We start from the raw sequence: 20,881 nt of genomic DNA, 5'->3' as shown, positions 1-20,881 counted from the left end.
ACGAAGTGTACGCTTCGTTGTAGGTGCCTGTTTTGTTGTTTAGGACTGCCTTTCCTGTACTTCTGCTCACAGGTGAGGAAACTCAGTAGTCTATACAAGGCAGTTTCCTTATTTGTAGGATGGCTCCTGTACTTCATTTTGTAGATAATCTTTTTGTTTCATATAAGAGTTAGAATAAATACTGCTATACGACATTAGATCAGCATGGTTGCCCTGTTCTATAATTTGACCATTTTGAACAACTAATATATGATCCGCATGAATGACTGTTTGGAATTTATGAGCAATAATGATGATGGTTCGCTTACCTTTAAGCTCATTTAAAAGATGCAGGATTAGTGATTCAGTTTCAGCGTCAAGAGCAGAGGTCAGCTCATCAAAAATGAGCACGGGTGCATTATGAAGCAATGCCCTTGCTATAGCCAGACGTTGTTTCTGACCTACAGATAGGTCATATTTTTCGGAAACGATGTAAGTATCATATTTTTCGGGAAGTGATGAGATATAGTCATGTAGCCCCACCTTTTTTGAAATATCAACAACTTCATATAAAGTAGCATTTTTGTTACCGAAAGCAATGTTTTCGAATATGGTTCCAGTTGTTAATAATTCTTCTTGTGTGACTACCGCTATATTTTTATAGAAGGAACTTTTATTCAAATCGTGTAATCTGTAATCCCCATAGAGGATCTCACCCTGAGTTGGAATGACTTCCCCGGTTAGAAGTTTCACAATAGTCGTTTTACCAGATCCACTTTCCCCTACGATACCTAACATTTGATTTTTTTTGATTTTAAAAGAGATGTCATTAAGAACAGGAGCTAGATTATTGTAAGAAAATGATACGTTTTTTACATGTATTTCATCTTCCACGAATCCCCTAATATTTTTACCGTTCCAAACATCATTTAAATTGAAAAAGGTAAGAATCCTTTCGGCTGAAGCTACCGCTGATTGTACACCTACGTTTAATTGTGATAAGCGTGATACCGGTTGTAGCAACTTGACTATATATGTACTGAAAGCGACCAGCGTGCCTAAGGTGATCTCTCCTTTAATTAGTAAAAAACCTCCAATAACTAGTAAAAGTAAAGGGAAAAATCCGCTTAAAAAATTACTGATTATACCTAGTAATAGTTCTCTAGCAAAAAGTTTTTTCAAAATACGAATCAGAAGGATTTGTTCTCTGCAGAATAAGGCACTACTATATTTCTGGCGGTTGAATCTGATTGAAGTCCATTTTTGTTTTAAACCTGATTGAAGGGTTTCTGTCATATTTTCATATTGTTTTTTGTAGGCAACATTTAATTGGTACACTTTCTTTTTGGAATTGTAGTATAAGAAAAAGTAAATAGGGATAAAGATCAGGGAGACTGTTGCTAATTTCCAATTCATAAAATAGAGAACAACAACGGTTGCGATAATTGTCAAACAATCCGTAAACATAGCTATAAACGCTTGATTTAGTAATCCAGTAAGAGCCTCGACATCATTATAGAGTAAGGCAATAACTTTTCCGTTAGGCTGATGACTTCTTAGATTAAGATTTTGATGATAAATATCATTCCTCAATCGAAACTGTAATAAATTACGGATTCTAAAAATAATTGTATCTCTCAGTGCTCCTGTCAATCCTCCACCAATTAGTAGTAATAAAAAAAGGCTACCTAAATAGCTGATTTCTTTAGCCGAGAGTGTTTCTGTGTTATAGGAATCTATTAGCCTTTGCATTAAAATAGGTTGGTAGATCATGAACAATATATTTATGATAATGATACAAAGTACAGTAATTTGCAGTGTCAGTAAAGGCTTAATGTATTTTCTGATTAGCTGGAACATAAAATAGGCCCTCCATATTTGGGGATAAAGCCAAATCGAATCAAAGTAGCTAGATCGGCATTGTTAATAAGTGCATATGAAGTGATAGAGGTACAATGCCGAGTGGTTATTACTAGCCCAGAAGGATGCTTTTTTGTTCTTGGGTAAGTTGGAGGTATAAATTTATAGTAGCGTTAATGAAGTTCTTAGTTACTTTGCAAAGTTTACCGACAGGTTGATTGACATTTCCGTTCTCTGCGAAGTTCTCTTGATGGCATCCACCACCACAAAGATTTTTGGCCCAACACTTTGAACAGGTGGTTCTATTTCTTACTGTTGAATTCTCAATGAAATCATACTGTTTGCTCAATGGATCTTCATCAAATAGATTGCCAATAGAGCATTCATCCTCGCCTACGAAACGATGGCAAGGGAACAGATTTCCCCTAACATCAACAGCGGCCGCATTCGTACCCGCTCCACAAAAGTGGATTCTAGGACCGCCGGAATGAATTTTACTAAGCATGCCAAGGACATTGGACATTTTTTTGGCTGTAACATAGTCTTCACGTTCCAGTAACTCTCGGAATTGCTCTACGAGTTTAACCATTTCTTTTGATAAAGTATCATAATGCTCGTCCGATAGGGAATAAAGTGCTGGAGATAAATATATTTTTCTAAACCCCAGTTTCACTAAATGGTCAAAGGACTTAGAAAGGTTAAGTTCTGCGGGGGTTACTGTGCCACGTGCGCCTATTTTACGATCATTCCTCATTTCTTCTGTTCGTTTTAATAGTAAATCGTAAGAGCCTTGTCCGCCTTTGAAAAAGCGATTGAAATTATGTGTTTTTTCATCACCATCTATGCTGGTCTGCACAGCAAAATGATGTTCGTAAAAAAAGTTTTTGATTTTAGGAGTGATGAGTGTACCATTTGTAGTTATTGAAAAGGAAAATTTCTTATTATGAATTTCGGATTGCTCATGAACATACTGCACTGTCTCTTGTATGAGGGGAAAATTTAACAAGGGTTCTCCCCCGAAAAAAGTAATATTCAATTCCTCTATTTCTCCCGACTGTTTGATTAGAAAGTCTACGGCAGATTGGGCAATCTCTAAAGTCATTTTCCCTTTTTGATTATATTCTCCTTCCTCCCCGTAACAGTAAGTGCATCGAAGATTACACTCTTGGACCATAAATAAGGTCAGAGAGGATAATTTGAAGACTCTTTGCGAGTTATCAAGCACACCGATTTTTTCCACTTCTGATATGTTGGTATCTGTGGCAATAATGTATGCTTCCTTCATATTTTGTATGGCTTCTCTTACTTGTGATAATTCATAACGTTCGGATAAGTCCTTAACAACGTGTTCCTCGTTTTTTCCTTTACTATGTAGAATATCGATAATTAATGAGTCAATCTCAAATATGGCATTTGTTACCACATTATAAAAGAAGGTTTTTGAGTCGATTTCAAACAATTTATAAGGGTGAAAATGAATGATTTCATCTTTTTTATCCTGAATCAGATTAGCCATTTCAAAGACCTCACTTTTATTATTGGGATATTTTAAGAAAGGGGAAACGGGATTAATTTTATTTAATCCCGTTTTGAAAATGGAAAGTTAAACATGATATTAACTGTCTCAAACTTAGTAATGGACAAAATATTTATAGATACATTCTAGGTATCCGTGTTGTTACACCAATCAGATTTGTCACATGCTCGACAATAATCTTGAGTGTCACAGAAATAGCAATAATCGTTTACTGAACAGCCATAAGCGCGAATTGGTTCTTTAACTCCAGCAATGACATTAATTTGTTTCAGCATAGTTTTCACCTCCTTTTATTTTGATGATACGAATTGTAAGTATCTTAGTAATGAACAAAATATTATAGATACATCCTAGGTATCCGTGTTGTTACACCAATCAGATTTGTCACATGCTCGACAATAATCTTGAGTGTCACAGAAATAGCAATAATCGTTTACTGAACAGCCATAAGCGCGAATTGGTTCTTTAACTCCAGCAATAACATTAATTTGTTTTAACATAAGTTTTTCACCTCTTTTCATTAAGCTATACGGTGTATGAATATGTAAGGCATATAGAAATCATACACTCAAAAAGGAAAAATATGTGTTACAAAATTTTGTATAATATTATTATTTTTTGTATTATTTAAGCAACTTATATCACATCTTTAACTACTTTCAAGATGTAAAATAAATGGTTTTTGTTATATATGTAAATAAGGTTTTAAAAAAACTAGAGTTGTAATTTTTTATTGATTCATTACTACAATAAATGTATGATAAATGGTGATTATTGTAATGGGAGGTTTAGAAATGGAGTATATTATTGAAACGAAAAAGCTCCGTAAACAGTTTGGGATGTCAGCAGCCGTAGACGATATATCCTTACATGTGGAGCGGGGCAGTATTTACGGTTTTCTCGGTGAAAATGGAGCTGGCAAGACCACTACCATCCGCATGCTGATGAGGCTGATAGAGCCTACAAGTGGGGAGGTTTTTTTATTTGGCGAGCGGTTGGAGAAAAACTATCCGTCTATCTTCTCGAAAATAGGCACGATCATCGAAACACCGGGTTTATATGAAAACCTGAGTGCACGTGATAATCTGAGAATCTGCTGTACGTACATGGGGGTGCAGGATGATGTGAGAATTGAACGAACCCTAGCTACGGTAGGACTAGATCATACCGGTAAAAAGAAGTTTAAGGATTTTTCCTTAGGAATGAAGCAGAGACTAGGGATTGCGAGAGCGCTTGTTCATGACCCTGAGTTACTCATATTGGATGAGCCGACGAATGGACTGGACCCATCTGGGATTAAGGAAGTCCGTCAGCTATTGAAGCGGTTGTGCGAGGAAGACGGGAAAACGATTCTTATCTCCAGCCACATCTTGAGCGAAATTCAGCAGTTAGCTACACACATCGGGATTATACATAATGGAAAACTGTTAGCGGAAGATCGTCTGAGTCAGTTGGAGGACGGTTTTGAGCAATACACAGATGTAAAGGTAGACGATGCAGAAGCAGTACAAACGTTTCTGCAAGAACACATGAAGCAGCTACAATCTCAGGTGATATCCCCACAACAACTAAGAATTCATAGTCCGATTGAGAATACAGCGGCGTTCAATAAACAGTTAATAGATCATCAGTTTTCAGTCTATGAGATACACACCTCAAAGCAGACACTAGAGGAGTACTTTCTGACTCTCATTTCAGGAGAGGATGGGCGACGTGATTAGAGCAGAACTTATTAAGCTTAAAGGCTCTAAAGCCTTCTTGTTGAGTTATATTATATTGCTGGCTGTTATACTGCTGGAATTCGCCTCGAGCGCTATTTTTTACAGATATTCAATTGATAAGAGAGGTTGGACCTACTATTTTAATGGAATAGTTCTTCTGGTCAATGTTGCAGCCGGATTTATCAGCTATTACATTTTAACTGGTCATATTTTTGCAAGAGAGTATCAGGAAAACACGCATCTGTTTATGTTTACAACGCCTGTCACCAAAGTTAAATTTTATTTTAGTAAATTGATCATTATTTATGGATTTATTATTGTGTCCTTATTTTTCGTTCTGTTTTTGTCTGCATTATTAGGCATGTTCATTACAGATCGACCTTTAACGATGGCTATCTGGGTATACCATTTCCAAGTATTTTCCAAAATGTGTGTGATGCATGCGATGTTAATACCGATAGCCTCTTTTTTTGCTATACGCTGGAAGAGCATTATGGTGGTTGTACTCGTAGTTTGTACTGCTATATTTTTAAATTTTATGTACAAAAGTGAATGGTACCCTTGGATTGTGCCCTATCTTTTATCCCCCAATGAAGGAAGCGCGGTCAGACACGTCAATATTCCCGTAGCGTGGTTGAGTTTATCCATAACCTTTCTTCTTGGATTGTTTTTATCTATATGGACATATCAAAGAAAAGACTAAATGGGGAGTTTTTTGAAAGGAGGGTTACTATGCTTGACCTGTTTAAAGCAGAGTGCTTAAAGCTGAAAGGAACCAAAATTCTTTGGTTGAGTGTGATAATTTTAGTATTAACCATTGTTTTGGAACTATACAGTTACGCGGGTAGTCCCAAGTATTCCATAGATCGTGATGGTTGGAACGACTTCTTTATGAGTATTGTTATTCTTATTAACTTTCTAACCGGGTATATGAGCTACTACATTTTGACCTGCTATATCTATGCGAGAGAGTATCAGGAGAAAACCCATATTGCCCTGTTTACAAACCCAGTTCGCCGAACTCGGATTTACTTCAGCAAGCTGCTCGTTATCTATATGTACATCGCTGTTAGCCTGTTGTTGGCATTGGTGATAACTGCAGTATTGGGTACATTTATTACGACCAGACCGCTAACCTTTGAAATCGTTATGTATCAGCTCGGGATCTTCGCTAAAATGATTGTCATGCATGCAATGCTTATCCCGATCATCACGTTCTTCGCCATTCGTTGGAGAAAATTTGTGCCCGCCATTATTGGGATGTGTACGGTTATGTGTTTAAACTTTGTTTTAGTTAATACACCGGGGAATACCTTTTATCCATGGACAGTGCCATTATTGTTTTCTCCCCATGGTGACATGGGCAGAACATTTACGTATGTTCCTGGAGGGATCATCAGTATATGTTTCATTTTTGCGCTTGGGCTTTTTTTGGCGTTGAGAAGTTATGTTCGTATAGAAAAATAGTAGAATGTGTGCTCTGACATTAATGATGATGTTCGGCACGCTATTAGTAGCGTTGATCGGATTAATCGTTACGATTGTTATTGCGTTGAACCAAAACAAAAAGAAATAGACCGCCCTGCTCAAGGGGAAAGCGGTCTATTTCTGTAGATCACCTTTTTCAGCCGACCGCTCTTCAAAGCGGCTGTTGCCAAGAGTAGGGATGTTACCAGCATCCTTGCTCTTTTTTAGTATATCCTTCTATCATTTATGTTAGCACAATGGAATAATCGATGTAACTCATTTGGTGAAAACTTTAACTTCCTTTGGAGCGAGGGTCACGGTGATCGAACCGTTGTTGATCTGAATGGGGTCGTTGCTTAATTGGTTGGTCAGGCGAGTGCCGTTGGACAGATTGTCGAAGTTGCCAATCGTGCGGGTTTGACTGTTCCACGAGTTGTTGATGAGTACGATGGCCTCGTCGCCGTTTTTAGATCGCTGGAAGCTGTAAAAGGAGTCGTCCGCCCATTTTTCCTTTTGGCTGCCGTTTTGCAGAGCGGGGTGGCTGTTGCGCACACGGTTTAACTTGGCAATGTACTGGTACAGCTCATGATTGGCGTTGAAAACGACGTTTTCCCGGTTGGCGGGATCATCTCCGCCACTAAAGCCTTGCTCGGTGCCTTGATAGATGATTGGAATACCGCGTGAGGTCAAAGTAAAGCCCAAGGCTGCCTTGAGCTGGGGCCATTTGTCAGAGGTAGCACAAGGCTTGCCGGAGGCGTCATTAAGGAAACGTTTCACATCATGATTGTCGATAAATACGCCGTTGGTCTGGGCATCGCGATAGTGACGATCATCCGTATAGCGTTCCTTGATTTTCCTCATAGATTGATCATGTCCGAACACATCCTTGATTGTATAATACATCGGAAAATCCAGTGCGGCATCGAGATACCGGGTGTAATCGCCCACATAAGCAGGATCGCCACTGTAAATTTCACCGAGGGTGAAGGTATTGGCGGCCTGGTCAAAATCCTTCAAAAAGCCTTTCGGTACATGCTTGGCGGTGTCCACTCGCAGTCCGTCGATGCCCGACTCGTTCAGCAGCCATTTGATCCAGTTTTTGAGTTCATTCGCTGTATCTGGGTTGTCCTGATTCAGGTCATCCAATCTGGCCACGTCACCATTTTCGATTTTCGATTGGTTGTTGGAGCTGTAGTCTGCCCCTGTGATGTCGCCATTGTGATGATACCAGTCCGCTTTGTCAAAAGGAGCCTTGGCGAAGCCGTTCCCCGGTTGGAAATCACCTGTGTGATTCACGACTACGTCCAGCATCACAGCGATATTTTTGTCGTGTGCTTTACGGACCAGCTCCTTGAACTTGTCCATGGTACCGAGATGTCCGTCTACCGCATAAAAATCATACGTATGATAGCCGTGGTAAGCGTATTCGCTCTTTTGCATCGTTACCGGAGTAATCCAGATGGCGGTAAACCCCATATTTTTAATGTAGTCGAGTTGGTTAATAATACCTTGAAAATCGCCACCATGCCACTTGCGCTGATCGCTGTTGTTGGAATTGAAACCACCGTAATTATCGTTGGATGGATCTCCGTTGCTGAATCGGTCTGTCATGATAAAGTAAATGCTCTGTTTGCTCCAGTCTGTGCTAAGGGGAGTTGGATTGGAGGGATTACCCGGATCAGTGGGAGTAGAGCCGCCCGAAGGCGACCCCGTTTGGACAGTTCCTGCGGCTCCGTTAGAGCCGGGTGTGTAGGTAGAAGTTCCTGTGCTGAAGAAGTAATTTTTGGTGTTGTTGCTACCCCAGTTGTTATTACCATGACGGATTGTAATATGAAGTGCGACACCCGCTGGAAATAAATAAAAAAGGGCCCATGGCCTGATTCGTGTAGAATGAAAGTTACCACACCAGCATTCACACAAGGAGAATCAGTCCATGAGTTATTCACATCTTAGCATAATCGAACGAAGCAAGCTAGAAATCCTGCATCAGCAGGGGAAAAGTGCAAGAGCGATTGCCGTGGAGTTGGGACGACACCACGGCACCATTAGCCGTGAAATCCGTCGGAATGCTCAGCTACCATCCTACGAAGCAGAAAGCTCCCAACACGCTTACAAGGAGCGCCGTAAAGCTTCTGTACCCCAAGGCAAATGGACAGAAGAACAAGCCAAAGAACTGGAAGAAAAGCTACAGGCGACCTGGTCTCCGGAGCAGATCGTGGAGCGTTTTAGAACAGAAGGCAAGCCCACCGTGTGCTGCAAGACCATCTATCGTTGGATCTATGCCGGTCAACTTGCCCAAGTGGACTTGAAGGTACTGCGGCACAAAGGTAAACGGCAACAGCCTGCTGAAAAACGAGGGAAGTTTGCCGTGGGCAAGTCGATTTCCGAACGCTCCAAGGAGGTGCGTTCCCGGGAAACCTTTGGACACTGGGAGCTGGATACAGTGGTGTCTGGTCGAGGAAAAAGTAAAGGCTGTGTAGCGACCTTCATTGAACGGAAGACTCGCCTGTACACTGCGATTCAAATGCCGGATCGCACAGCCTTGTCGATGAAGATTGCCTTTGGCGTAGCCGCTTCACAGTATCCCGCTGGAGCGTTTCGAACCGCTACGGCTGATCGTGGAAAGGAGTTCGCTTGTTATGCAAATCTGGAAGCCACACATGGCGTGCAGATCTACTTTGCTGACCCATACTCTTCCTGGCAACGCGGATCAAACGAGAATGCCAATGGCCTACTTCGAGAGTTCTTTCCCAAGGGTACAGATTTCGCACAGATCACAGATGAAGCATTGGAGCGTTCCCTGGATTTAATCAACCATCGTCCACGAAAATGCTTGGGTTGGAAAACGGCTCACGAATCGTTTACAGAGGAACTGTCGCACTTGGCTTGACAATCCGTCCCATCATTAAAGGCGGCTTCCAATTGGGAGGCAGAGCCGATATCGACGGTAATTTTAGCATAGCCGCTAATCTCGGCCTCCTGCATTTTCACACCAGGTACAGCAGTCCAATTTCCGCCAGCAGGGCGGTAGTGAATGTAAGGCGAGTTGAAGCCCTTTTTGTAGTATACGGTTACTTTGTTGCCTGTACCGCCTCCGTTATCTCCAGGCTTTGCCTTGCTTACGATATACTGTTTGAATCCATCCATATCTCCGGTGGGTGAGCCATCACTGTTAACGAGATTATTAAGGCGCAGTAGTGTAAAGCCGTGGTAGCCGAACTTCGTGATTTTTTCTTCAATTTTCTGGAAGCCACTGCCTCCCGTTGGGAGTGCGTTTTCACCATTCAGGCGAACACCCTTGGCATTAGCGATCGAGGAGACGGTATCTACCAGTGTGGACGGCAAGGAATAATTCGGTGCTGTGCCACTGTCGTTCATCTCCAGTGCAGTAAAGGTCAAATCCAGATCAGCGTCCTTGAACTTCTGAATGAGACGGTTGTAATCATAATATCCACCTGCATGCTCTGTGCTGTGAGGCATTGCAGGATTGTTCATCTGCCAGTGCAGGCCGGAAATCTTCGCTCCGATGCGGACACCGAACACAGAATCGAAGTTTTTGTGGGCAGCAGCTCCGATGACACCCAGATGGTTTTCAAGCACGCTTTGGTACCACGACAGGAAATCCTCCCCGTACGTGGAATTATCCCCATCGTTCGTGTAAAATCCGTCCCCGTCGGTCGGAGGATTAATTTGGCTAAGGCTGCTCAGCTTGGTCCCCCAAGCTGCATTGATCTTGTCCAATGATCCATACTTTTCTTTCATGGCCGTGCGGAACGCATTTTTGGCTGTTTCGGTGTAGGCTTGGAATTTGCCCCGTGCAGGATAGCTCCATCCCGCTGCCGGATAGTATGAAGGATATCGCAATTCTCCAGACGGCCCACCGCTTAAATAAATTTTGGGAATGATGCTTTTGAAGCCAGCAAAGGTTTCAGCAAATGACGCATACAGCTCGTCATATTGTTTACCAGTCCCGCTCCATAGCGGTGAAAGGGCCTCGTTATTCACATAGCCGCTTTCATCCTTGAGTTGCATTTCATCTGCACTGCCCTTGCTCCCCAGCCAGCTTGGAAGCGGGATGTTGCAGTCATCACCCACATTTCCACCGCACTTGTGCGTAGAAATGATGGGGACCCACTTCAGTCCCACTTCTTTCACGGCATCTGCATAGGTTTTGTAGTAGCTCCAATCGAACTGGTTATCTCCTGCGCTCTCGACATAGCCCCACCATACGTCGGTGGTAATGGCATACACGCCGTTACTTTTCAGCGTTTGCAGTTGCTTTTTGAAGGCACTCCAGTCACTGATTTTCGCCAAAGGTCCCATGACAGAAGCTTGAAAATCATTAGCAACCGCGGCGCTCGCCGTATTGGAGGGTGAGCCAATGAAGGCGGTCAAAGACAGCACAAGGCTTAATAGAATCAGGCATCCTTTGTTCCATAGACTTCGATACAAGGTCAAACCGATCATCCTCCCCAAAGCATAGTCTATTTCGACAACATATTGTAAACGCCTACAAAAATAGTATAAAGCAAGCGATTGCATAAAAAGAAGAATTTATTGCACAGTCGGGGTGGAGAAATATGACTAATTCGCTAGTGACATCTTGTTATAGACAGACAAAAGAATGCTCCTGTATATGATTCCAAACGTGTTTAAGTCAAAAAAAGCATAGGTCTAAAAATCAGACGTATGCCTTTTAGTGTTGTGCAAAATAGGCTGGAGGTGACATTCCATACAGAAGTAGGTGAATTTGAGAGCTTGGGAGCCTCATTTATGCATATATGCAGTGTTACACGGAGGGCTAGTTTAATAAATATGGCGATTTTGCTGGTCGGAAATACCGCTTTTACGGTAAAAGTAGGTGTTAATCCGATCCCGCCACTCCTGAGCGTGCTCAGTTTGATGCTCCAGACGCTCTAGCACCTGTGCATAGATCGCCTCATCCAGATGATCCCGCAAACTAATCCATGCGTCTCTAAGGTCGGCCGCACGTTCCGCACCTTCAAAGTGGGTATCATAAATATGCTGTATGACCGTTCGGCCGGAGTGGAGCGTGTGCGTATAAGGAACATGGTGAAAAAATATTAGCCGGATTGGACAATACATCCAGTAACGGAACATCCGATGATTCGGATGATTTGCTGGTGGCTTGTAGCAGTAGTTCGCCATCCAGTCTTCCTTGTAGCCAGCGCAGTAGATGAAAGACTCCGTACAATACGCCTTTGGGGGTCTGCCCGGCGACTGTAACGTACTGTCCTTTGATATCATCGTTACCGTGCGAAGCTGAATATGCCGGATCTGGCATCTCTATCCCGCGAATTCGGTAGCCTTCTGCGCTCACTTCTGCCTGTTCCTCTGCGCTAAATCGTTCTGCGACCCATGAATGCTTTTGGAACGTACCCAGCGCAATGAATGGAGCATTCACAGGAACGACGCTGATCTTCGGCTGCTGTCCGAACATGGAGGTAAATCCGCATTGAAGCTCATTTGCAGCGGTTTGGAGCACTTCATCCTCTCCGGTGACCACGATAACATTGCACCATGCAGGCCGATTCTCTGCATGACTGCTGCGGCGATAATGCAACCAAGCGTCATAGCCGCTCTCTTTTGGCATATCCATACGCTTGCTCATATTCGATCCTCTTTTGTGCAGATGAAGGTCCGTCTCAGGCATGCTGCTGCTGCCCCATATGCTGCGGTAAGGTCAGGCGATTGCCCTTGCCTTCATATAGCCACAAAATAGCGGTGACTCCGCGCGGGTAGTATTTACTACCGTGGGCAATACCGGAGAGCATTTGGTCACTCCAGCACCAATAGGATTCCTCGGGGTGAAGGAGCCAAGAGACGTGGGCAGCATCCGCAGCCTGCCCAGCTTCCTCCCAAGGCAGCTCCAGCAGCTCTCGGGCAATGAACTGCGACAGGTAGATTTTACTCAGCCAGGAGTTGTTACTGGTGGAGGACAGCTTCCAACCCCCGTTATCGAACAGGCAGACACCTGGTACCAGTACGGTTTCCAAATGACGTCGCAACGCTTGCATATACCCGCCAAATCGCCCATCGAGCTTAAGTGCCTTCTCACATCCTGTAAAGTAGGGGAAGATCAGCCCCTCGATGGCAGGGATAATCTGTGAATCATTGCCCTCCTGAATGACAGCAGGAATATAGCCCTTATCTGTCATCTGTGCCGTGATCGCTGCTGCGCATTTGTCCGCCTGGGAGCCAGCTTCCCGTGAAAGGGTATCGAGTCCTTCCGAGGCAAAAAGCTTCTCCAGCGCAATATATACCGCCCAGCATTTGCTGCCCAAATAGATGTTGTTGCGGGACTGCCCCAAGGAAACGTCCAGACTATCGTAGGTTGTGATTTCCGCGCCCCCCTGAGTTCTGGTGCTGTCCAAGCCCATTAAGCCGTTTCGGCGCGACGGATCAGGGTGATCCCGTTGTAACATGCTGGCGAAGCATTCACGCAAAACGGGCAGCATACGTGTCGTAAACGCCCGATCCTGTGTCTGTTGGATATATACCGTGGCGCAGCATAGCCAGTTCACCAGCTCCTCGTGGCTCATGTAGGAGAAGCAGTCGTCAATCCCTGCCAGCTCATACGCGGAGTACCCCGGACGGGAAAATACATTGGCTACGCCCATATCATGCGTAAACGTGATGCCGCCCGGATAGGTCTGTTCCTCTGTCGGGAATCGTACCTCATCGCGGTAGCTGTACCGTTTTACAAACCACTCCAGTTCGTTGCGTACCGTCCACGGGTTCAAAATCAACTCAAAGTAAAGCTGATCTGCCGTTAAATCCAGCGTATTCATCATCCGATATTCGCCTTCATTGACGATCCAGATGGGTTCTCCATCCGCTTGCTGACTGAGTAATTGGGTACTGCCGTAGTAGCTGTGGACCGCCTGTGAGAGCATAAATTCCTGATCCTTGCTCAAGTCTGCCGACTCAATCCAGTGATTCGCCTGGATACAGGATGCCTTCAGGGCTGTAAAATGCTCCAAAGCATAACCTGCCACGTCTTCAATATCCGTGAACAGCCGGGTGTAGTAATACGCTGTGTCGATACCTGTAGTGACGATGCCGCCCCGGTAAAAACAGACCGCAAAGGCATACGTGCGCTTCTCGCCTGCGGGAACGTCCATCAGGAGCGCAGCCGTCCCACCTAGACCAAAGGATAAGTTCTCGGCAATCGACTCCCCGAGCAGCTTCTCCAGTGTAAATCCGCAGGCAGGTACCGCTTCACTGCTGTTAGTCACAATTGCAGTGCTGCGCCCTTGCCCGATGCCCGTGATTTTTCCCAACGTTCCAACATTCAACCCCACAGCTTCCCCGCGCGGGTCCTCGCCTACAATGCGCATACCGCTGTACGGATCACTGCCCTGATAGCCGAAAAAAGCTTTCCGCGCAGCCGTTCCCTGCGTGTTATCGACCGTAAGCTCGGCAAATATCGCCGGAACCAGCGCAGCCCGCAGCTCATCTACATCCGCTTTCCCCGGTTCTGGCACCGGACGGACAGGAGAATACAGCCGGAACGTCAAATCTCCGGCGCTCCATGTATCTGTGCCAGCTTTTAGCTCACGGGTAATGTCTTGATCGGCAAAGGGAACAAGCTGTGGCTCCGTTCGTTTATCCTTTTTCTCCACATCGTATCGGGCGCTTTCGTCCTGTGCGGCTGCAAAAAAGGGGAGCGCCTCATAGACCTCGCCGTCTCTGGATTGCAGCCCGATATATACATTTTCATCCGCGGGCTTGCCTAGCTCCAAGCCGAGTCCACCTCGATTACCCTTAAACCCGAGCGTAAAGCTGGAAAAGGCACCGACAGGTGAGTGTTGCGTGTTATAAAATATATTTTTCGGCATATAATGAAACCCCTTTCAATATAAAGAGTGACTTTCAGATACAAAAGTGTTTTGCAGCATCCTTATATAGAGCCTAGCATGCTAAGATTCAGGGAACCATTGTCAAATCGCTCCATCATTTATCCAAATCGCGCTAAAAACGATATACTGGAGTAAAACCATCAACGTCAGGAGGGGAAGCATGTCGTCACCACATTTACCGAACTGCCCAGAGCCTACAGACCTTACGGCTACTGGAGAGGAATTCTTTTTTCCCGATGTGCGAACGACGGTCAATCTGTTTGCCATCCATACGCGAAGAGTCGGAAGGGAATGGAGCTACCCGCCACATACGCATCCTCAATATGAAATTAATATCGTGCTTGCAGGAGAGCAGGTGATGGTGGTGGATGGGCGCAGCTATACACAACGACAAGGTGATCTGGTGCTGCTGAGACCGGGAATTGTTCACTCCAGCCACAGCAGCGGGGAGGGCTTTACGTATTTTTGCATGCATTTCGACATTGATGACAAGCTGTTCCTCTCGTTACTGAGCCGACTGGAGCAGGTATTGTTTCCAGCCGAAGGTGCGGTGGCGAGGCAGATAGGACCCGCGCTGGATAAGCTGCTCGAACTTTCCACACCCAATGCAGAACAAGCAGGGGATTCGGTGGCCAAGCGTATGCGGATTCAATCTGCCGTGTTTGAGCTGTTCGCTACGTTATGGGAGGCGGTATCTAGCGAAGCGGCGCATCTGCCGGGGCGCGGATACGTGCAGGCTGAGCTTGCCCATCAGATTGCCAGCCGACTTCAAGGCAGGGTGAATCAGCATTTTGGACAAATCGACTCTGTGGAAAAGCATGATGGGATTGAGGGTATTTCATCCGAGTTGGGTATTAGCGTGTCCCATTGTAATCGTGTATTTCGTAGTGTTTTTGGTGTATCTCCCCGTGTGTATCTGTCTGGTCTTGTCCTGCACGAAGCCAAGCTGCTGTTGGCAGATCCGCAATGGACGGTGCAGCAAATTACCGATATGCTCGGCTACGGAAACATTGCGCATTTTAGCAGGCAGTTCAAGCGCTGGTCCGGTCAGTCGCCGACATCCTACCGTAAAAGCACTGTGCAGGAAAGCCCATCCGAATAAAAGTATGTGTGATCATGAAATAGTTACAATATAATCCCTTTAAAGGAACTGAGAATAATATGACGGCCCCGAGGGCGAACAGCGGGCGCAAGCTTTTGAGGAATACAAGGAAGTAACCTTGCTCCATCGGGTGGGTTATAACGAGGAAATCGTGCATACCGTGCTGTATCTGTTGACGAACAAGTTCACCATCGGAAGCGTGCTGTTCCCGGAAGGCGGCTATACGCTGATCTAATCCAAGCCACACGCAATCAACAGGTAGGAAACCTATTTTCTAAACAAAAACCGGTCTAACACGTATGCATCGTGTTAGCCGGTTTTCTTTGGCTATAGGGTATCAAGTCCTTCTCTAAAGCAGTTCTCTTTACCGTCATAGTTTTACATGGTAATATTCGATTGTTGGATATAATTCAAAGTCATTGTCTGAATAGATGATAAAAAATAAAGCATATATGCAATATAGCCTTGTATTTAAGGAGTGGATTACCTATGGACCAAGTGGATCATAAAATTTTGTTATGTCTACAAAACCAGGCACGCATCTCTATGACCGAGCTGGGCAAGGAGGTTGGACTTTCCCAGCCCGCTGTCACGGAAAGAGTAAGGCGCATGGAGGATAAAGGCATTATCACTGGATATCGTGCCATGGTTTCACATGAGAAAGTCGGAAAGCCGATCATGGCTCATGTGCTTGTGCACACGAATCAATGCAACTCATTTGTTGAGTTCTGTCAATCTGCGCCTGAAGTCATTGAGTGCCATCGAATTAGCGGCGAGCAAAATTATCTACTTAAGGTTATGGCCGAATCCATGCTGAAGCTGGAGCAATTCGGGGATGAGTGCGGAAAGCACGGTCACTCTACCACGTTAATCGTCCTGTCCTCGCCTGTAGAGCATAAACATGTAACTCCCGCTTTATTAGACCCTATTTGAGCTGCCGTAAATGGCTTGGCAAAGCTCGGTTGTAAACGGACCTGACATGCCTTCGAACGCCGTATTGGTAAAGGCGACAACGCTGAGTCTTTGCGCAGGATCAACGAACCACGAATGACCGTAAGCTCCTCCGAGACGCCACGTTCCAGGGGATTCTGCTGTTTCGCCTTCGTCGGGATTTTGGAGTACGGTGAATCCCAGTCCGAAGCCCCGTCCCGGCCAGCCTGCCAAGGGGAGGTTCCCGGTCTGGATGGTGCCCATTTCACGGACCCATTCCTCTGGCAATAACGGATTGCCGCCGTTTCGTAGGGTTTCCAGTAGCCCCATGAATTCTTTTGCGCTCCCGATCATACCGGAGCCGCCAGAGTGGAAGGCTGTGGGATCAAAGGCTCGTGCAGGCTGAAAACGAAGCCCCGCTGTGCCTTCAAAAACCTGCGCAACCTCAAGATCACGCATCCGGCGGGGTTCCAGAGTATCGTTGACATAAGCGGCGGCAAGCCGTTCGGGATCAGCAACCGTGAAGCTAGTGTCTTGCATACCGAGGGGGTCTGTAACGAGCTTTTTAACAGCCTGCTCAAGGGTTGTGCCGCATACGCGGCTAATGATTGCACCAAGCACATCGGTCGCTATCGAATAGCCCCACGCCTTACCCGGTGTATATAGCAGAGGTGCGGAAGCCAGACGGTGCAAGTTTTCGTCAAGCGTAAGATTTGAAAAATCCATGCCATCCGAAACGCCCGCACGATGATAAGGGCCGCCCCCTTCTTCCTCCAAAAAGCCATAGGTCAACCCGGCAGTATGTGTGAGCAATTGGCGTACCGTAATGGGTGGCTGCTCGCCGCTGATCAGTCGGGGCCGAAAATCCGGCAACCACCGTTCGATAGGTTCATCGAGTCCAATCAACCCTTGGGCAGCCAAAACCAAGGCCGCTGTAGATACAATCGGCTTGGATACAGAAGAGAGCCGAAATAAGGCATCCTCGCGCATAGGACGATGTTCTTCTCGATCAGCCAGCCCAGCCGCTCGCACATACACGGGTGAACCATCGATATATATCATAACGACTGCGCCGACCAGGCGCTTCTCGGCAAGGGTTTGATCTATGACTGCATTCACACGTCCGTCTAGACCATCTTGTATCGCAAAAACTCTATTTTCCATACCCATGAATATCTCATCCTCTCTATGATCCAGCGGTTATCGCTTGATGGACTTAGTTTACAGGACGGCAAGACGACATTACATAAGGTAACAAAGGTATTCATTGAGTATTCACGTTAAAATAAAATTATTTTAAAAGGATGGCCTTGGATTTAAATGAATGGGGTTTCACAAGAAGTTATGCTCTGCGTTTTACAATAGCTTTTTAAGCTGAGATACACGCCGCCCTTGTGATACGCTGAAAATAGATGGTAAAATTTACAACAAAGGAGGTTTTGTTTATTGAAGATTGCACTACGTAAGAAATTGGCTTGCTTGGTTGTCTTAGGAGGGATTTTGACTGTAATTGCTACAGGTTTTGGAGGGGATAAGAAACCTTATAAACTTCCCGATAAGCCCAAAGAGGCCGCTGTCTCGATATTTTCAGAATATATGAACGCTTCTATGAGTCGCGATTACGATAAGATGCTTTCACTGTCTGATGATTATCGTTTTAAAACAGAGCGGGCACGGCTTAATTTTCTAAAAGCCCAGGGAACACCGATTGATTATCGTATCGTGTCTGTGGATGATGCTGACCCTTCCAAAATTGTTGTTTCGTCGATAACGAAGTATGAGGATATGGAGTTACCTCCCATCAAGCATATTCTTGCTTTTGAAGAAGGAAAGTACAAGCTACAAATGAGGAATGTTGTGGTCAATATGATTCCTTCATCACCTGACTATAAAACAGTCGAGTACGAGCCTGATAAGGTAGAAGATAATTTCAATGGTTAGAGATATGATGGTGACGGTACAGACTTTGGCGAAAAAATTTAGGAGGAAACGGCATGTTGGGAATCGGTATAAAAAAGGAAAGTAATAACTTAGTTATTACTTGGCAGTTATCTAGGATAGAAGTATCTCTTGGGGATATTGAGGATGTTTTGTTTGATAATACTTATGCAGGACAAGAGAAAAGTGCAATAAGAATTGGTACCCCTTATGCTACAACGGATAGAGTTGTAATTAAAACAAATTCAAAGACATATATTTTGTTTACTACAAATGGTCAGAATATTCTTGAAAAAATACAGTCCTACCTTTAATTAGCTGTCCATAAAAATACAACATTTATTTTTAGCGAGTTTTAATTGCTTAACCAAACAATCCAAAACGTATCCAATAAAAAGCCAGAAAACTAGTGTAGTAAAGTAAACGACTGCTATGGGGATGTCTGCTTTTCGCACAAATTGGAATGATTCATACATCCAAACTAACGGGCTAATGATAGCTAATAGTATATTATAGTCGTCGTACCCCGTAATATTTACAGTAATAACTAGACATGAGATTAGGACTAGCCAAAAACGAAATGGTTTCATTTGCACTATACCTAAAAACAAATATTTACAGTTAACATAAATTTTAGTTGCTGTAGTCGTGAAAAATAATACAACGCAAGTTAATAACCATGATGATCTGGTTATTACAGTATTCTTTTACACAAAAGCCTATCTGCCGATATTCAGGCAGATAGGCTTTTGTAAAATAAACTTCACTATATATACGCTAAATTACACGAACGATATATTCCTTATCGTCAGTTATCTCTACGCTGACGGACACGGGCCTCGCTACCTAAACGCCCTGCTTCTTCGTGACTCAGTTTGTCATTTTGGTTGTTGTTAGCCATGTTCAATCACTCCTCATCGAATTTTAGTAAAGCGTGTTCGAGTATCTATTAGCCTTCGCCTTTATCCGCGCTCCCATGCTTCTGTGCGCAGCTGCTGCTGGCGGGTAAATAATGCTGGATAAATAAACAGGCTGAGCAGTACGCTGGTCAAAATTGCAGAGGTCATGGTGGTAAATACGATCAGCAACTGCAATCGGACAGCGGCAATCGGATTGGCACCTGCGATGATCTGCCCGGTCATCATGCCGGGAAGCTGGACCAGCCCCAGCGTTTTCTGTCCCTCAATGGTTGGAATCATACTGGAGCGTATGCAATCCTTGAGTATCGGGAAAATAGCTTGTCTCGGCGTGCCGCCCAGTGCCAGAATGAGCATAATTTCAGGCTTGCGCAGCAGCACTTCCGACTTGAGCCGGGACACCAGCAGGCTGGACAAAATCATGGAGCTACCAATGATCATGCCGCTAATCGTAATCATATATCGGGCTGTCGCCGGAATGATGTGCAGGCCAATCAGAAATGCCTGTGTAACGATTTCCACACACAGCAGCGTCAGGAACGACTTCCACATGAGGCCGGGGATAAATCGTCCTTTGCGCGCAACATTTTGAGAGGCTACAGTGATCATGAGCAGAATGAATAATACGATAAATCCGTAGCTCTGCATCCCGAAAATCAAATGCAGCACATATCCGATGGCCAGCAACTGAACCGATGCTCTGATCGTGGCGATAATGATGTCCCGATCCAGACCGAGCTTGAAGGATTTGGACATGACGATGGCGATGAACACAAAACCGAGGGACAGAATCAGGGCGACAATCGTCATACCCATTCTCCTGCTATAAACTTGCGGGTTTCATTGTGCTGTGGTGCATGGAAAAAAGTCTCGGTATCCGCTTGCTCCACGAGCTTTCCGTCGATCATCAGCCATGTTTCATGGCCTACTCTGCGTGCTTGTTCCATATGATGCGTAATCCAGATCATCGTCGTTCCCTCTTCTTTATTCATTTGAAGCAACAGTTCCTCTACCTCTTTGACCGAGGCCGGGTCCAGTGCAGAAGTAATCTCATCCAGCAGTAAAATATCCGGGCGGTTCGCGAGCGTTCGCGCCAAGGCCAAGCGCTGTCTTTGACCTCCGGATAGCTCTTGCGCCTTTTGCTCCAGTAGATCGCGGGTAAGCCCTACACGCTCTAACAGGCCGGATGGATCATGCAGTACCGTACCGTGCAATCGTTCTACAGTCTGGAGATTGTACAGAACGGTTCCTTGCAGCATGGGGGCATCCTGAAAAACCAGTGCGACCTTTCGTCTCAGCTCAGGGATTTCCCATTCGGAAAGGGGCTTGCCGAATACGCTGATTTCCCCTTCATCCGGCGTCAGTAGAAGATTACACAGTGAAAGCAGCGTGCTTTTACCAGACCCGGACGGGCCGACCAGCGTGGTTATTTTGCCGGGAGAGACTTTTGCCGTAATTCCATTCAGGACAGCACGTTGCCGTTCAGACCCGGTAAAATATTTGGTGACGTCTTTAAATTCAATGGCTGGAAGTGACTTGGACTCCAT

At 44.9% G+C, this 20,881-nt stretch carries 19 protein-coding genes and 2 pseudogenes; 9 read left to right on the top strand and 12 right to left on the bottom strand.

What is annotated here, in order from left to right; genetic code table 11:
* Positions 1 to 108: 108 nt before the first annotated feature.
* The 4 genes from AC0WRU_RS23905 to papA (AC0WRU_RS23890) all read right to left on the bottom strand — a co-directional run bounded on the left by AC0WRU_RS23905 (position 109) and on the right by papA (AC0WRU_RS23890) (position 3,876).
* Entirely contained in the window at positions 109 to 1,839 is a 1,731-nt protein-coding gene (locus AC0WRU_RS23905; protein WP_476126582.1) for an ABC transporter ATP-binding protein, read from the bottom strand.
* Positions 1,840 to 1,951: 112 nt separating this feature from the next.
* A complete protein-coding gene (papB, locus tag AC0WRU_RS23900; RefSeq protein ID WP_476126581.1) occupies positions 1,952 to 3,355 on the bottom strand; it encodes a PapB family radical SAM/SPASM ranthipeptide maturase in 1,404 nt (467 codons plus the stop codon).
* A gap of 146 nt (positions 3,356 to 3,501) precedes the next feature.
* A complete protein-coding gene (gene papA / locus AC0WRU_RS23895; protein WP_476126580.1) occupies positions 3,502 to 3,651 on the bottom strand; it encodes a freyrasin family ranthipeptide in 150 nt (49 codons plus the stop codon).
* A 75-nt stretch (positions 3,652 to 3,726) separates the two neighbouring features.
* Positions 3,727 to 3,876, bottom strand: a complete 150-nt coding sequence (gene papA / locus AC0WRU_RS23890; RefSeq protein WP_476126580.1) for a freyrasin family ranthipeptide — start codon at positions 3,874 to 3,876, stop codon at positions 3,727 to 3,729.
* 294 nt (positions 3,877 to 4,170) lie between these two features.
* Between papA (AC0WRU_RS23890) and AC0WRU_RS23885 the strand changes: the two genes are divergently transcribed.
* The 4 genes from AC0WRU_RS23885 to AC0WRU_RS23870 are packed head-to-tail and all read left to right on the top strand — an operon-like array spanning position 4,171 to position 6,673.
* On the top strand, positions 4,171 to 5,097 hold the full coding sequence (locus AC0WRU_RS23885) for an ABC transporter ATP-binding protein (protein WP_476126579.1): 927 nt from the start codon (positions 4,171 to 4,173) through the stop codon (positions 5,095 to 5,097).
* The gene (locus tag AC0WRU_RS23880; protein WP_476126578.1) at positions 5,081 to 5,800 is read left to right on the top strand and encodes an ABC transporter permease; all 720 of its coding nucleotides are present in this window, start codon (positions 5,081 to 5,083) and stop codon (positions 5,798 to 5,800) included. The genes AC0WRU_RS23885 and AC0WRU_RS23880 overlap by 17 nt, the downstream gene beginning before the upstream one ends.
* A 29-nt stretch (positions 5,801 to 5,829) precedes the next feature.
* The gene (locus AC0WRU_RS23875) at positions 5,830 to 6,564 is read left to right on the top strand and encodes an ABC transporter permease (protein WP_476126577.1); all 735 of its coding nucleotides are present in this window, start codon (positions 5,830 to 5,832) and stop codon (positions 6,562 to 6,564) included.
* 4 nt (positions 6,565 to 6,568) lie between these two features.
* Positions 6,569 to 6,673 (top strand): putative holin-like toxin, encoded by a 105-nt coding sequence (locus AC0WRU_RS23870; protein ID WP_476126576.1) that lies wholly within the window; start codon positions 6,569 to 6,571, stop codon positions 6,671 to 6,673.
* A gap of 167 nt (positions 6,674 to 6,840) precedes the next feature.
* Here AC0WRU_RS23870 and AC0WRU_RS23865 read toward each other — a convergent pair.
* Positions 6,841 to 8,382: pseudogene (locus tag AC0WRU_RS23865) on the bottom strand (alpha-amylase family glycosyl hydrolase); the annotation flags it as partial.
* 115 nt (positions 8,383 to 8,497) lie between these two features.
* On the opposite strand from AC0WRU_RS23865, the gene AC0WRU_RS23860 reads away from it, so the two are divergent.
* The gene (locus tag AC0WRU_RS23860; RefSeq protein WP_476126575.1) at positions 8,498 to 9,454 is read left to right on the top strand and encodes an IS30 family transposase; all 957 of its coding nucleotides are present in this window, start codon (positions 8,498 to 8,500) and stop codon (positions 9,452 to 9,454) included.
* On the opposite strand, the gene AC0WRU_RS23855 is transcribed toward AC0WRU_RS23860, so the two are convergent.
* From AC0WRU_RS23855 to AC0WRU_RS23840, 4 genes and pseudogenes are all read right to left on the bottom strand, one after another.
* Positions 9,415 to 11,022: a family 14 glycosylhydrolase gene (locus AC0WRU_RS23855; RefSeq protein ID WP_476126574.1), complete on the bottom strand. Its 1,608-nt coding sequence runs from the start codon at positions 11,020 to 11,022 to the stop codon at positions 9,415 to 9,417. The genes AC0WRU_RS23860 and AC0WRU_RS23855 overlap by 40 nt on opposite strands.
* A gap of 348 nt (positions 11,023 to 11,370) precedes the next feature.
* Positions 11,371 to 11,664: pseudogene (locus tag AC0WRU_RS23850) on the bottom strand (alpha-glucuronidase); the annotation flags it as partial.
* On the bottom strand, positions 11,579 to 12,178 hold the full coding sequence (locus tag AC0WRU_RS23845) for an alpha-glucuronidase family glycosyl hydrolase (protein WP_476128705.1): 600 nt from the start codon (positions 12,176 to 12,178) through the stop codon (positions 11,579 to 11,581). The pseudogene AC0WRU_RS23850 and the gene AC0WRU_RS23845, both read right to left, overlap by 86 nt.
* A gap of 52 nt (positions 12,179 to 12,230) precedes the next feature.
* Complete coding sequence (locus AC0WRU_RS23840; protein WP_476126573.1) at positions 12,231 to 14,426, bottom strand: glycoside hydrolase family 52 protein; 2,196 nt, start codon at positions 14,424 to 14,426, stop codon at positions 12,231 to 12,233.
* Positions 14,427 to 14,607: 181 nt separating this feature from the next.
* Here AC0WRU_RS23840 and AC0WRU_RS23835 point away from each other — a divergent pair, with 181 nt between their 5' ends.
* Entirely contained in the window at positions 14,608 to 15,549 is a 942-nt protein-coding gene (locus AC0WRU_RS23835) for a helix-turn-helix domain-containing protein (protein WP_476126572.1), read from the top strand.
* Between the two features lie 489 nt (positions 15,550 to 16,038).
* Positions 16,039 to 16,482 carry an Lrp/AsnC family transcriptional regulator gene (locus tag AC0WRU_RS23830; protein WP_134911967.1) on the top strand — a complete coding sequence of 148 codons (444 nt, stop codon included), beginning with the start codon at positions 16,039 to 16,041 and terminating at the stop codon, positions 16,480 to 16,482.
* Here the strand turns inward: AC0WRU_RS23830 and AC0WRU_RS23825 are convergent.
* Complete coding sequence (locus AC0WRU_RS23825) at positions 16,468 to 17,649, bottom strand: serine hydrolase domain-containing protein (protein WP_476126571.1); 1,182 nt, start codon at positions 17,647 to 17,649, stop codon at positions 16,468 to 16,470. The genes AC0WRU_RS23830 and AC0WRU_RS23825 overlap by 15 nt on opposite strands.
* Positions 17,650 to 17,925: 276 nt before the next feature.
* Between AC0WRU_RS23825 and AC0WRU_RS23820 the strand changes: the two genes are divergently transcribed.
* Positions 17,926 to 18,420, top strand: a complete 495-nt coding sequence (locus tag AC0WRU_RS23820; protein ID WP_476126570.1) for a hypothetical protein — start codon at positions 17,926 to 17,928, stop codon at positions 18,418 to 18,420.
* Between the two features lie 53 nt (positions 18,421 to 18,473).
* Entirely contained in the window at positions 18,474 to 18,731 is a 258-nt protein-coding gene (locus tag AC0WRU_RS23815) for a SunI/YnzG family protein (protein ID WP_025683874.1), read from the top strand.
* A gap of 648 nt (positions 18,732 to 19,379) precedes the next feature.
* On the opposite strand, the gene AC0WRU_RS23810 is transcribed toward AC0WRU_RS23815, so the two are convergent.
* Positions 19,380 to 20,144, bottom strand: a complete 765-nt coding sequence (locus AC0WRU_RS23810) for an ABC transporter permease (protein WP_025683875.1) — start codon at positions 20,142 to 20,144, stop codon at positions 19,380 to 19,382.
* Positions 20,141 to 20,881: an ABC transporter ATP-binding protein gene (locus tag AC0WRU_RS23805; protein ID WP_476126569.1), complete on the bottom strand. Its 741-nt coding sequence runs from the start codon at positions 20,879 to 20,881 to the stop codon at positions 20,141 to 20,143. Before AC0WRU_RS23805 ends, AC0WRU_RS23810 begins: the two co-directional genes overlap by 4 nt.

It is taken from the genome of Paenibacillus sp. 1-8, assembly GCF_056316205.1.
The sequence above is the reverse complement of the archived record's forward strand: the minus strand, read 5'-3'. Positions and strand labels throughout refer to the sequence as shown.